At 71.1% G+C, this 11928-nt stretch carries 12 protein-coding genes; 8 read left to right on the top strand and 4 right to left on the bottom strand.

All coding sequences use genetic code 11. The annotated features are described in order from the left end of the window. The first annotated feature begins 139 nt into the window (after positions 1 to 139). From GKQ77_RS18125 to era, 6 genes are all read left to right on the top strand, one after another. Complete coding sequence (locus tag GKQ77_RS18125; protein WP_219689843.1) at positions 140 to 1156, top strand: PhoH family protein; 1017 nt, start codon at positions 140 to 142, stop codon at positions 1154 to 1156. A gap of 12 nt (positions 1157 to 1168) precedes the next feature. Beyond that, entirely contained in the window at positions 1169 to 1666 is a 498-nt protein-coding gene (gene ybeY, locus GKQ77_RS18120; RefSeq protein WP_125512708.1) for an rRNA maturation RNase YbeY, read from the top strand. 4 nt (positions 1667 to 1670) lie between these two features. Next, positions 1671 to 2975: a hemolysin family protein gene (locus tag GKQ77_RS18115; RefSeq protein WP_219689841.1), complete on the top strand. Its 1305-nt coding sequence runs from the start codon at positions 1671 to 1673 to the stop codon at positions 2973 to 2975. After that, the gene (locus tag GKQ77_RS18110) at positions 2972 to 3328 is read left to right on the top strand and encodes an MmcQ/YjbR family DNA-binding protein (RefSeq protein ID WP_219689840.1); all 357 of its coding nucleotides are present in this window, start codon (positions 2972 to 2974) and stop codon (positions 3326 to 3328) included. The genes GKQ77_RS18115 and GKQ77_RS18110 overlap by 4 nt, the downstream gene beginning before the upstream one ends. Positions 3329 to 3439: 111 nt before the next feature. Then, on the top strand, positions 3440 to 3796 hold the full coding sequence (locus GKQ77_RS18105; protein WP_219689838.1) for a cytidine deaminase-like protein: 357 nt from the start codon (positions 3440 to 3442) through the stop codon (positions 3794 to 3796). A gap of 105 nt (positions 3797 to 3901) precedes the next feature. Continuing rightward, positions 3902 to 4864 carry a GTPase Era gene (gene era, locus GKQ77_RS18100; protein ID WP_372459912.1) on the top strand — a complete coding sequence of 321 codons (963 nt, stop codon included), beginning with the start codon at positions 3902 to 3904 and terminating at the stop codon, positions 4862 to 4864. A gap of 6 nt (positions 4865 to 4870) precedes the next feature. Here the strand turns inward: era and GKQ77_RS18095 are convergent, their stop codons facing one another. Genes GKQ77_RS18095 through GKQ77_RS18080 form a run of 4 tightly spaced genes read right to left on the bottom strand, consistent with a single transcriptional unit; the run spans position 4871 to position 8916 of the window. Beyond that, a complete protein-coding gene (locus GKQ77_RS18095) occupies positions 4871 to 6109 on the bottom strand; it encodes an MFS transporter (RefSeq protein WP_219689837.1) in 1239 nt (412 codons plus the stop codon). Continuing rightward, positions 6106 to 7467, bottom strand: a complete 1362-nt coding sequence (locus GKQ77_RS18090) for a GH1 family beta-glucosidase (protein WP_219689835.1) — start codon at positions 7465 to 7467, stop codon at positions 6106 to 6108. The genes GKQ77_RS18095 and GKQ77_RS18090 overlap by 4 nt, the downstream gene beginning before the upstream one ends. A gap of 47 nt (positions 7468 to 7514) precedes the next feature. Beyond that, positions 7515 to 7781 (bottom strand): protealysin inhibitor emfourin, encoded by a 267-nt coding sequence (locus tag GKQ77_RS18085; protein WP_219689833.1) that lies wholly within the window; start codon positions 7779 to 7781, stop codon positions 7515 to 7517. A 43-nt stretch (positions 7782 to 7824) separates the two neighbouring features. Then, on the bottom strand, positions 7825 to 8916 hold the full coding sequence (locus GKQ77_RS18080; RefSeq protein WP_219689832.1) for a M4 family metallopeptidase: 1092 nt from the start codon (positions 8914 to 8916) through the stop codon (positions 7825 to 7827). 291 nt (positions 8917 to 9207) lie between these two features. On the opposite strand from GKQ77_RS18080, the gene leuA reads away from it, so the two are divergent. Both leuA and GKQ77_RS18070 read left to right on the top strand, forming a co-directional pair. Beyond that, positions 9208 to 10929 (top strand): 2-isopropylmalate synthase, encoded by a 1722-nt coding sequence (leuA, locus tag GKQ77_RS18075; RefSeq protein WP_219689831.1) that lies wholly within the window; start codon positions 9208 to 9210, stop codon positions 10927 to 10929. Positions 10930 to 11099: 170 nt separating this feature from the next. Then, positions 11100 to 11831, top strand: coding sequence for a TerB family tellurite resistance protein (locus tag GKQ77_RS18070; RefSeq protein ID WP_372459911.1), 732 nt, complete (start codon positions 11100 to 11102; stop codon positions 11829 to 11831). Positions 11832 to 11928 lie beyond the last annotated feature (97 nt).

Genomic DNA, 11928 nt, shown 5'->3' with positions numbered 1-11928 from the left:
GGGTGGGAAAGCATCGCCGCGAAGCGGCGGCACGAAAATCCCCTACGGCACAGCGCCAGCGCCGTCGTACTCTGGAAGCGCAAGGCCAAGCGGCCCAAGCCCCGCACAAGGAGGATGAGCAGGCCTTCAGAGCCGGCCCATGACTCAGACACCCACCACGCACACCGCAGACCAGGACGAGGCCCGAGCCCACTTCACGGTTCCGGCGAAGCACCCCATGGTGACCGTCCTCGGTTCGGGCGACGCCCTGCTGCGCGTGATCGAGAAGGCCTTCCCGGCGGCCGACATCCACGTCCGGGGCAATGAGATCAGCGCCGTGGGCGCGGCCCGCGAAGTCGCCCTCATCCAGCGCCTGTTCGACCAGATGATGCTGGTGCTCCGCACCGGTCAGCCGATGACGGAGGACGCAGTGGAACGCTCGATCGCCATGCTGAGGGCGGACGAGAGCGGCAGCGGCGCGGAGGAGACCCCCGCCGAGGTCCTCACGCAGAACATCCTCTCGTCCCGGGGCCGCACCATCCGCCCCAAGACGCTGAACCAGAAGCGGTACGTCGACGCGATCGACAAGCACACCATCGTCTTCGGTATCGGCCCGGCCGGCACGGGCAAGACCTACCTCGCCATGGCGAAGGCGGTCCAGGCCCTGCAGTCCAAGCAGGTCAACCGCATCATCCTGACCCGGCCCGCGGTCGAGGCGGGCGAGCGCCTCGGCTTCCTGCCCGGCACCCTGTACGAGAAGATCGACCCCTACCTGCGCCCGCTCTACGACGCCCTGCACGACATGCTCGACCCCGACTCGATCCCGCGCCTGATGGCCGCGGGCACGATCGAGGTCGCGCCGCTGGCGTACATGCGCGGCCGCACCCTGAACGACGCGTTCATCATCCTCGACGAGGCGCAGAACACCAGCGCCGAGCAGATGAAGATGTTCCTCACCCGCCTCGGCTTCGACTCGAAGATCGTCATCACCGGTGACGTCACCCAGGTCGACCTGCCCGGCGGCACCAAGAGCGGTCTGCGCGAGGTCCAGCGGATCCTGGAGGGCGTGGAGGACATCCACTTCTCCCGCCTCACGTCCCACGATGTCGTACGGCACAAGCTGGTCGGCCGTATCGTCGACGCGTACGAGCAGCACGACAGCCGCGACGGGAAGTAGACCAGCACCACCATGTCGATCGACGTCAACAACGAATCCGGAACCGAGGTCGACGAGCAGGCGATCCTCGACATCGCCCGCTACGCCCTCGCGCGGATGCGCATCCACCCGCTCTCCGAGCTCTCGGTGATCGTCGTGGACGCCGACGCCATGGAGCAGCTGCACATCCAGTGGATGGACCTGCCGGGGCCCACGGACGTCATGTCCTTCCCCATGGACGAGCTGCGGCCGCCCATGAAGGACGACGACGAGCCCCCGCAGGGCCTCCTCGGCGACATCGTGCTCTGCCCCGAGGTCGCCACCCAGCAGGGCAAGGACGCCCCGACGCAGCACTCCATGGACGAGGAGCTGCAGCTCCTGACCGTCCACGGGGTGCTGCACCTGCTCGGGTACGACCACGAGGAGCCCGACGAGAAGGCCGAGATGTTCGGCCTCCAGGCGGCCATCGTCGACGGCTGGCGTGCCGAGAAGGGCCTGACCGGTCCCTCTCCCGCGCCCACCGTCTCGTAGCGCCGTGAGCCTCCAACTGATCGCGGGCGCGGTCGCCCTGGTCGTCGTGGCCTGGCTCGCCGCCTGCGCCGAGGCGGGCCTCGCCCGCGTCTCCAGCTTCCGCGCCGACGAGGCGGTCCGCTCCGGGCGCCGGGGCAGCGCGAAGCTCGCGCAGGTCGCCGCCGACCCGACCCGCTACCTCAATGTGGCGCTGCTCGTGCGGGTGGCGTGCGAGATGGCCGCGTCGGCCCTCGTCACGTACGCCTGCCTGAAGGAGTTCGACAAGACCTGGGAAGCCCTCGCGATCGCCATCGGCGTGATGGTCCTGGTCAGTTATGTCGCCGTCGGCGTCTCGCCGCGCACCATCGGCCGCCAGCACCCGCTGAGCACCGCGACAGCCGCCGCGTACGTCCTGCTGCCGCTGGCCCGGGTGATGGGCCCGATCCCGCCCCTGCTGATCCTCATCGGCAACGCCCTGACGCCCGGCAAGGGCTTCAGGCGCGGCCCGTTCGCCTCCGAGGCCGAGCTGCGCGCCATGGTCGACCTCGCAGAGAAGGAGTCCCTGATCGAGGACGAGGAGCGCCGCATGGTGCACTCCGTCTTCGAACTGGGCGACACGCTGGTGCGCGAGGTGATGGTGCCCCGCACCGACCTCGTCGCCATCGAACGCTTCAAGACGATCCGTCAGGCCCTCACCCTTGCCCTGCGCTCCGGCTTCTCGCGCATACCGGTCACGGGCGAGAGCGAGGACGACATCGTCGGCATGGTCTATCTGAAGGACCTGGCCCGCAAGACGCACATCAACCGCGAGGCCGAGTCCGAGCTGGTGTCGACGGCGATGCGCCCGGCGACCTTCGTGCCCGACACGAAGAACGCGGGCGACCTGCTGCGCGAGATGCAGCAGGAGCGCAACCACGTGGCCGTGGTCATCGACGAGTACGGCGGCACGGCCGGCATCGTGACCATCGAGGACATCCTGGAAGAGATCGTCGGCGAGATCACCGACGAGTACGACCGTGAGCTGCCGCCCGTCGAGGAGCTGGCCGACGGCTGCTACCGCGTCACGGCGCGGCTCGACATCGGCGACCTCGGGGAGCTCTTCGGCCTCGACGAGTTCGACGACGAGGACGTGGAGACGGTCGGCGGCCTGCTCGCCAAGCAGCTGGGCCGCGTCCCGATCGCCGGGGCCTCGGCGATCGTGCCGCTGCCGGACGGCCGCGAACTGGCGCTCACCGCGGAGTCCGCCGCGGGCCGCCGGAACAAGATCGTGACGGTACTCGTGGAGCCGGTCACGCCCAAGGGCTCGCACGAGGCGGGGGACTCCGAGTGACCCCCGAGGGGCTGCGGACCTTCTGCCTGTCCTTCAACGACGCGGTGGAGGACTTACCGTTCAACCCGGAGACCTCGGTCTTCAAGGTGGCGGGGAAGATGTTCGCGCTCTCGGCGCTCGGCGGGCGGCCGCTGACCGTCAACCTCAAGTGCGATCCGGACCTGGCGGTGCAGCTGCGCGCCGCGCACCCGGAGATCGTGCCGGGCTACCACATGAACAAGCGGCACTGGAACACCGTCACAGCTGACGGCGACCTCCCCGATGATCGGCTCAGGGAGCTGATCGAGGACTCGTACGACCTGGTGGTCGCGGGGCTGCCGCGCGCGCTGCGGCTGCGGCTCGACCGGTCCTGATGCGGGGGCCTCCCGGGGTGTTCTCCGGCCCGCGGGCCGTCGGTGGCCGGGCGCGCAGTTCCCCGTGCCCCTGACGGGGCGCCGGTGCGGGGTGCTCTTTATGCTCGGGGCATGACGCAGAGCACCGACCTCGGTCCCGAGGACCGCAAGATCGTCACCCTGGCCCGTTCGGCCCGGGCCCGCAACGGCGTGCCCGAGGGGGCGGCCGTGCGGGACGAGACGGGACGTACGTACGTGGCGGGGACCGTCGCGCTCGACTCGCTCCGGCTCTCCGCGCTGCGGACCGCCGTGGCGATGGCGGTCGCCTCGGGCGCCGAGTCCCTGGAGGCCGCGGCGGTCGTCTCCGGCGCGCAGGAGCTTCCCACGGAGGACCTCGCCGCGGTGCGGGACCTCGGCGGGGCCGGTACGCCGGTGTTCCTCGCGGGGGCCGACGGCGAGGTCAGGGCGCGGGTCGACGCGGGCGAGTAGGGCCCGTCCCGTGGGCGCGGACGAACCCGGCGAAGCCGGTGATTTCCCGGCCCCGGCCCACGGCGGAAGCGGCACGGTACGGCGGGGCTCCCGCGATCAGGGACAATGGGCGCCATGAGCGTTCGTACCCCGTCATCAGCCGAGCCGTCCGAGGCCGCCCACCGGGCCGGCTTCGCCTGCTTCGTCGGCCGCCCCAACGCGGGCAAGTCCACCCTCACGAACGCTCTGGTAGGCAAGAAGGTCGCGATCACCGCGAACCAGCCGCAGACCACGCGCCACACGGTCCGCGGCATCGTGCACCGGCCGGACGCCCAGATGATCCTGGTCGACACCCCCGGGCTCCACAAGCCGCGCACACTGCTCGGCGAGCGGCTGAACGACGTCGTACGGACCACCTGGGCCGAGGTCGACGTCATCGGCTTCTGTCTGCCGGCGAACGAGAAGCTGGGCCCCGGCGACCGGTTCATCGCCAAGGAACTGGCGTCCATCAAGAAGACGCCGAAGATCGCGATCGTCACCAAGACCGACCTGGTCGACAGCAAGACGCTCGCCGAGCAGCTCATCGCCATCGACCAGCTCGGCACGGAGCTGGGCTTCGAGTGGGCCGAGATCGTGCCGGTGTCGGCCGTCGGCGACCAGCAGGTCGGTCTCCTCGCCGACCTGATCGTGCCGCTGCTGCCGGAGGGCCCCCCGCTCTACCCCGAGGGCGACCTCACCGACGAGCCCGAGCAGGTCATGGTCGCCGAGCTGATCCGCGAGGCCGCGCTCGAAGGCGTACGGGACGAGCTGCCGCACTCCATCGCCGTCGTGGTCGAGGAAATGCTGCCGCGCGAGGACCGGCCCGCCGACAAGCCGCTGCTCGACATCCACGCGTTCGTCTACATCGAGCGGCCCAGCCAGAAGGGGATCATCATCGGCCCCAAGGGCAAGCGGCTGAAGGACGTCGGCATCAAGTCCCGCAAGCAGATCGAGGCGCTTCTCGGTACGCCCGTCTTCCTCGACCTGCACGTCAAGGTCGCCAAGGACTGGCAGCGGGATCCTCGGCAGTTGCGCAAGCTCGGGTTCTGAGCGCCTCTATCTCACCCCCTTGATCCGGCGCACCAGCACCGCCCCCGCCAGGCCGATCACTGCCGCCGTCAGGTAGAGCGTCCGGTAGCCGCCCAGGTGCGTCACGATCGGGGCCGCCAGGGCCGGGGCCGCCACCTGGGGGAGGGAGTTGGCGATGTTGATGACGCCTAGGTCCTTGCCGCGGTCCAGGGAGCTGGGCAGCACGTCCGTCATCAGGGCGAAGTCCACCGACGTGAAGACGCCGAAGCCGACGCCGAGCAGCGCCGCCGCGACGAGCGCGCCCGGCCAGGTCTGCCAGAGGGCGAGCAGCCCCGTCGCCGCCGCCATCAGCGAGCCCGACCAGACCACGAAGGGCTTGCGGCGGCCCACCCGGTCCGACCAGGCGCCGCCCGCCACGACGGTGGCGAGCATCGTCGCGCCGTTCACCGCGGTCAGGATCAGCACGCCCTGCTCCGGGTCCGCGCGGTGCAGGCCGTCGCGGAGGAAGTACAGGAGATAGAGCAGCACCACGGAGTTGCTGACGTTGATCAGGAAGCGCGTCAGCCAGGCCCAGGCCAGATCGGGATGGCGGCGCGGGCTCAGCCAGAACCCCGCGAGGAAGCTCCGCCCGCTCCAGGGGGGCCGGTCAGCGGCGTCCAGGCGAAGGTCCCGGTGGCGTACGACGTAGGGCAGCACGCCCGCCACCGTGAAGACCGCGCACGCCGCGTACCCCGCGACCGTGCCGCCCGCCAGCGTCGCGAGGCCCGTCCCGACGACCACCCCGAGCAGCTGCGCCGCCCCGAGCCAGCCGCCGACCGCGCCCCGCCGGCCGCGCGGCACCCGGTCCGGCACGGCGGCGGTGACCGCGGCGAACGCGGCGTTCAGGGTGAGCTGCACCAGGCACCAGCCCACCGCCATCGCCCACACGGACCCCGCCGCCGAGAGCAGCAGGAGTGAGGCGGCGCCGCCCGCAGCGCCCGCCACGATCCACGGCGTGCGCCGGCCCCGGCGGGACGTGGTGCGGTCCGACACCGCGCCGAACAGCGGGTTCGCGGCGAGCGAGACGACCGCGCCCACGCCCGTCACCCAGGCGAGGACCGTCTCCTTCGAGGTGCCCGCGGGGGCGAGATCCTCGGCCTGCACGGCGAGCAGGATCTGCAGCGGCCCGTACCACCCCACCCAGATCGCGCCGTTCGCCAGCGACAGGGCGCCCGTCCAGCCCCCGCCGACCCGGTCGGTGGGCTCCCGCAGCGCGGCGGCGGTCATGCGCGCCGCGCCCGCAGGACCTCGCGCAGCCAGTGGTAGGACGCCTTCGGGGTGCGCTCCAGGGTGGCGTAGTCGATGTGGACGAGGCCGAAGCGCTGCCGGTAGCCCTCCGCCCACTCGAAGTTGTCCATGAGCGACCAGACGAAGTAGCCGCGTACGTCCACTCCCGCCTCAAGCGCCCGGTGCAGGGCCCGCAGATGGCCGTCCAGGTAGGCGATCCGCTCCTGGTCGTCCAGGCCCGCGTACGAGCAGCCGTTCTCGGTGATGACGAGCGGCGGGAGGCGGTCGCCGTAGCGGTCGCGGAAGGCGGTGAGGAGTTCGGTGAGGGCACCGGGGACCACCGGCCAGCCGAAGTCCGTCGTCGGATACCCCCCGATCTCCCTTGGCGCGAAGGGGAGTTCGGGCGGGAGCGTGAGGCCGGAGAACTCGGTGGGGCGCGGGAGCGGGGCGCCCACCTTCGTCGGCTGGTAGAAGTTGATCCCGTACCAGTCAAGGGGCTCGGAGATGACCTTCAGGTCCGCTGCCAGGTCGGGGGAGGGCAGCAACTCCCCATAGCCCTCGGGGTAGTGGCCGAGGAGCAGCGGGTCGGCGAAGAGGCGGTTGAGGAGTACGTCGTAGAAGTCGGCGGCGGCCGTGTCCTCGTCGCCGTCCGAGGCGGGCCAGGTCGGGCCGTGCGAGTTGGCGATGCCGATGTCCCGGGCGCCCGCCGCGCGCAGCGCCCGCACCGCGAGGCCGTGCGCGAGGAGCTGGTGGTGGGCGACCGGCAGCGCGTCGAAGAGGAGCCGCTGACCGGGGGCGTGCTCGCCGAGGGCGTGGCCGAGCAGGGTGTGTTCGGCGGGTTCGTTGAGGGTGATCCACTTGGGGACGCGGTCGCCGATGCGGGCCGCGACCACGGCGGCGTACTCGGCGAAGCGCTCGGCGGTGTCGCGGCTCAGCCAGCCGCCCGCCTCCTGCACGGCCAGCGGGGTGTCCCAGTGGAAGAGGGTGGGGACGGGGCGCACGCCCGCCGCGCACAGCTCGTCGACGAGGCGGTCGTAGAAGTCCAGGCCCGCCGCGTGCACCGGGCCCGAGCCGGTGGGCAGCACGCGCGGCCAGGAGACGGAGAAGCGGTAGGCGTCCACGCCGAGGTCACGGACGAGCGCCACGTCCTCGCGGTAGCGGTGGTAGTGGTCGCAGGCGACGGCGGCCGTCGTGCCGTCCTTCACGTTCCCCGGCACGGCCGTGAAGGCGTCCCACACCGAGGCGCCGCGCTCGTCGGCGGCGCCCTCGATCTGGTGGGCCGACGTGGACACGCCCCACAGGAAATCCCGGGGGAAGCGGGGGAGCGGGGGTATCGGGCCTGCCTCGGTCGCTGCCATGGGCGGGATCTTCCGTACCGCCGAGTACGGAAGTCAATGGGCGTGCCCTACGAACCCTCCTTCAGCACCCGTGAGATCAGCTTCCGCTGTGCCTCGGTCAGCCGTGGGTCGGAGCAGTACACCGTGCACCCGTCCACCGTCAGCTGGTAGTTGAAGCCGTCCGGCACCCCGATGGGTGGGGTGCCGCGGCCGTCGGCCAAGGCCTGTTCGGCCAGCGCGTGCCATTCGGGGGCATCGGCCAGCGTCGAGGTGTCCACCTCGGCGTGCCGGTCGATGCCCGCGAACCCGCCCGTGCGCTTCACCTGGATACGCATGGCTCCTGTCTACTCCACCGCGCGGGCGGCCGGTAGCGCGCCGTCAGCCGTTGGCGGCGGACTTGGGCACCGGCACCTTGACCGTCGCCCACGCGTCGGTGACGGCCTTCAGCTCCTCCCCGTCGCCGTACTTCTGGCGGGCCGCGGCCACCGTCAGCTTCGCGAAGTCCTCGAAGGAGGCGTCCTGCGCCAGCTCGCCGCCGGTCAGGACGGCGTACCAGATCTGGCCGGCCCGCTCCCACGAGTGGCCGCCGAGCGCGTCGGCGACCAGGTAGAACGCGCGGTTGGGGATGCCGGAGTTGATGTGCACACCGCCGTTGTCCCGGCCCGTGCGCACGTAGTGGTCCATGTCGGCGGGCTGCGGGTCCTTGCCGAGGACGTCGTCGTCGTACGCCGTACCGGGCTCCTTCATGGAGCGCAGCGCCTTGCCGGAGACGCCCGGGGCGAGCAGGCCCGCGCCGATCAGCCAGTCGGCCTCGCGGGCGCTCTGGCCGAGCGTGTACTGCTTGATGATCGAGCCGAAGACGTCCGCCATCGACTCGTTCAGGGCGCCCGGCTGGCCGAAGTAGGTGAGGTTCGCCGTGTACTGCACGACGCCGTGGGTCAGCTCGTGGCCGATGACGTCCACGGGGATGGTGAAGTCGAGGAAGATCTCGCCGTCGCCGTCGCCGAACACCATCTGCTCGCCGTTCCAGAAGGCGTTGCCGTACTCCTCGCCGTAGTGGACGGTCGCGTCGAGCGGCAGGCCGTTGCCGTCGATGGAGTTGCGTTCGTACGCCTTCTGGAACAGCTCGAAGGTGGCGCCGAGGCCCGCGTACGCGCGGTTGACGGTGGCGTCCTTGCCGGGCTCGTCGCCCTCGCCGCGCACTTTGCGGCCCGGCAGCTGGGTGCGCTGCTGTGCGTCGTAGATGGTGCGGTGCGGCTTGTCCGCCGCCGCGCCCTTGGGCAGCGCCACGCTGGGCGCCCCGACGACGGTCGTCAGACGGCGGCGGGTGCGCTCGATGGAGTCCCGCTCCAGGGTGCGACGGGCCGGGCCGGCGAGCGTCGGGTTCTGGCTCTGGGCGAGGGTGTCCAGGACGTGGGGCGGGACGATGGTGCAGAAAACGGGCTCGAAGCCCGTCGGGTTGGCGGTCATGGCGGCAATGTGGCACTGGGTCATGCCGCTGTCACTACCTGCCACCATGATTGCTGAAATAGAGGGATTGATCACCTCTACGCGTTTATCTCGTCACGGTCCCGCATACTGATACGGGCCCGCGCACAGAGCGCGGCTCGGCTAGGCTGCGGCACATCATGCGATTCGGGCTGCTTCTCCTTAGCTGCCGCGGCGAGGGCCTGTAGTCGAGGCCGACCCCCTCCCCGCGGAGTTCGGCGTTGCGCTAAGACCGTCGGCCGTCCTTCAGGACACTTCCGAGGAGCCCCGCACATGCCGAACTTCCAGCGCCCCACGTCCATGCCGATCCACAAGTACGGCCAGTACGAGCAGGTCGGCATCCCGGACCGCACCTGGCCCGACAACCGGATCACCGTCGCCCCCCGCTGGCTCTCCACGGACCTGCGCGACGGCAACCAAGCGCTGATCGACCCCATGTCACCGGCGCGCAAGCGCGCCATGTTCGACCTGCTGGTACGCATGGGCTACAAGGAGATCGAGGTCGGTTTCCCCTCCTCCGGCCAGACCGACTTCGACTTCGTGCGCTCGATCATCGAGGACGAGGACGCGATCCCCGACGACGTGACGATCTCCGTCCTGACCCAGGCCCGCGAAGAGCTGATCGAACGCACCGTGGAGTCCCTGAAGGGCGCCCGCCGCGCGACCGTCCACCTCTACAACGCGACCGCGCCCGTCTGGCGCGACGTGGTCTTCCGCGGCTCCCGCGACGCGGTCAAGCAGATCGCCGTCGACGGCACCCGGCTGGTCATGGAGTACGCCGAAAAGCTGCTGGACGACCGTACGACGTTCGGATACCAGTACAGCCCCGAGATCTTCACCGACACCGAGCTGGACTTCGCCCTGGAGGTCTGCGAGGGCGTCATGGACGTATGGCAGCCCGACGCCGAGCGCGAGATCATCCTGAACCTGCCCGCCACGGTCGAGCGCTCCACGCCCTCCACCCACGCGGACCGCTTCGAGTGGATGTCGCGCAACCTCTCCCGGCGCGAGTACGTCTGCCTGTCCATCCACCCGCACAACGACCGGGGCACCGCCGTCGCCGCCGCCGAGCTGGCCGTCATGGCCGGCGGCGACCGCGTCGAGGGCTGCCTGTTCGGCCAGGGCGAGCGCACCGGCAACGTCGACCTGGTCACGCTGGGCATGAACCTCTTCTCCCAGGGCGTCGACCCGCAGATCGACTTCTCGGACATCGACGAGGTCCGTCGCGTGTACGAGTACTGCACGCAGATGGAGGTCCACCCCCGCCACCCCTACGCGGGCGACCTGGTCTACACCGCCTTCTCCGGCTCCCACCAGGACGCCATCAAGAAGGGCTTCGACGCGCTGGAGACCCGCGCGGCGGCGGCGGGCAAGACGGTCGACGACATCGAGTGGGCCGTGCCGTACCTGCCCATCGACCCCAAGGACGTCGGCCGTTCCTACGAGGCCGTCATCCGCGTCAACTCTCAGTCCGGCAAGGGCGGTATCGCCTACGTCCTGAAGAACGACCACAAGCTGGACCTGCCCCGCCGCATGCAGATCGAGTTCTCCAGGATCATCCAGGCGAAGACCGACGCCGAGGGCGGCGAGGTCACCCCGGGCGCGATCTGGAGCGTCTTCCAGGACGAGTACCTGCCCAACCCGGGTAATCCGTGGGGTCGGATTCAGGTCAAGAACGGCCAGACGACGACCGACACGGACGGCGTCGACACCCTCACCGTCGAGGCCACCCTGGACGGCGCGGACACCGTCCTGACCGGTTCCGGCAACGGCCCGATCTCCGCGTTCTTCGACGCGCTGCAGGGCATCGGCATCGACGTACGCCTGCTGGACTACCAGGAGCACACGATGAGCGAGGGCGCGTCCGCGCAGGCCGCCTCGTACATCGAGTGCGCGATCGGCGACAAGGTGCTGTGGGGCATCGGCATCGACGCGAACACCACGCGTGCCTCGCTGAAGGCCGTCGTGTCGGCCGTCAACCGCGCGGCGCGCTGACCCCCGGCCCCACCTTCTCCGGCCCCGTCCGCCCCCTCGGCGGGCGGGGCCGCGTCATCTCCCGGCCACCTCCGGCTCGCTCTCCTGTGCGAGGTGCTGACGCCGCATCACCGATGTGGCTAACATCACGCCAACACGGCAATGCAGCCGGGGAGTTACGGAGGTGCGTGGTGCTGCCAGATCATGGACGAAACGGCCGACAAGCCCGCATTTCCGCCAGACCCGTCACGCGGGGGCGGGCCCTGTGCAAGCGGATCATCGGCGTCCACACCGCCTGGGACGCCGTCGGTGACGGCGAGTTCTTCTGTCCGGCCTGCGGCGGCGACCGCAACTACCAGCGGCTCACCGGCCGGCGCCGCTTCGTCCTGCTCGGCCTGCCCGTCGTGCCGCGCGGCCCCGCCGGGCCCGTCGTCCAGTGCGCCGCCTGCCAGGACCTCTTCGACCCCGACGTCCTCGACCACCCCACCACCACCCGGCTCTCCGCGATGCTGCGCGACGCCGTCCACACCGTGGTCGTCGCCGTCCTCTCCACGGGCGGCGCCTGCTCGCGCGCCACCCTCGACACGGCCGTCGGCACGCTGCTGGCCGCGGGCCACGACGACTGCACCGAGGAGCGGCTCGTCGCCCTCGTCGACGCGCTCGCCGCCGACACCGGCCGCGCCACCGAGCCCGACTGCGGGCCCGGCCTCGCCATCGAACTCCACGAGGCGCTCGGCCCCCTGGCCCCGCACCTCGCCCCCGCGGGCCGCGAGGCGCTGCTCCTCCAGGGCGCGCGGATCGCCCTCGCCGACGGGCCCTACACGCCCGCCGAGCGCGATGTCCTCGCCACGGCGGGCTGCGCGCTCACCATCTGCTCGGAGGATGTGACACGGCTGCTGGCGGCGGCGCGGACGCCGTCCTGAGGGGCGCGGCGCGTACTTCGGGGCCCGGCGCGCACTCCGTGGCCCGGCGCGTACTCCGTGGGGAGTAATCCCCGCCCCCGGCCTCCCCGCGCCGTAC

Origin of the sequence: Streptomyces anatolicus, assembly GCF_019400875.1 — a bacterium.
Lineage (GTDB): Bacteria > Actinomycetota > Actinomycetes > Streptomycetales > Streptomycetaceae > Streptomyces > Streptomyces anatolicus.
The sequence above is the reverse complement of the archived record's forward strand: the minus strand, read 5'-3'. Positions and strand labels throughout refer to the sequence as shown.

Excerpts from the sequence above, each read along its gene's own strand:
- era (WP_372459912.1), top strand. The coding sequence starts at position 3,902 with ATGGGCGCCATGAGCGTTCGTACCCCGTCATCAGCCGAGCCGTCCGAG.
- GKQ77_RS18125 (WP_219689843.1), top strand. The coding sequence starts at position 140 with ATGACTCAGACACCCACCACGCACACCGCAGACCAGGACGAGGCCCGA.
- leuA (WP_219689831.1), top strand. The coding sequence starts at position 9,208 with ATGCCGAACTTCCAGCGCCCCACGTCCATGCCGATCCACAAGTACGGC.
- GKQ77_RS18105 (WP_219689838.1), top strand. The coding sequence starts at position 3,440 with ATGACGCAGAGCACCGACCTCGGTCCCGAGGACCGCAAGATCGTCACC.
- GKQ77_RS18085 (WP_219689833.1), bottom strand. The coding sequence starts at position 7,781 with ATGCGTATCCAGGTGAAGCGCACGGGCGGGTTCGCGGGCATCGACCGG.
- ybeY (WP_125512708.1), top strand. The coding sequence starts at position 1,169 with ATGTCGATCGACGTCAACAACGAATCCGGAACCGAGGTCGACGAGCAG.
- GKQ77_RS18095 (WP_219689837.1), bottom strand. The coding sequence starts at position 6,109 with ATGACCGCCGCCGCGCTGCGGGAGCCCACCGACCGGGTCGGCGGGGGC.
- GKQ77_RS18090 (WP_219689835.1), bottom strand. The coding sequence starts at position 7,467 with ATGGCAGCGACCGAGGCAGGCCCGATACCCCCGCTCCCCCGCTTCCCC.
- GKQ77_RS18080 (WP_219689832.1), bottom strand. The coding sequence starts at position 8,916 with ATGACCGCCAACCCGACGGGCTTCGAGCCCGTTTTCTGCACCATCGTC.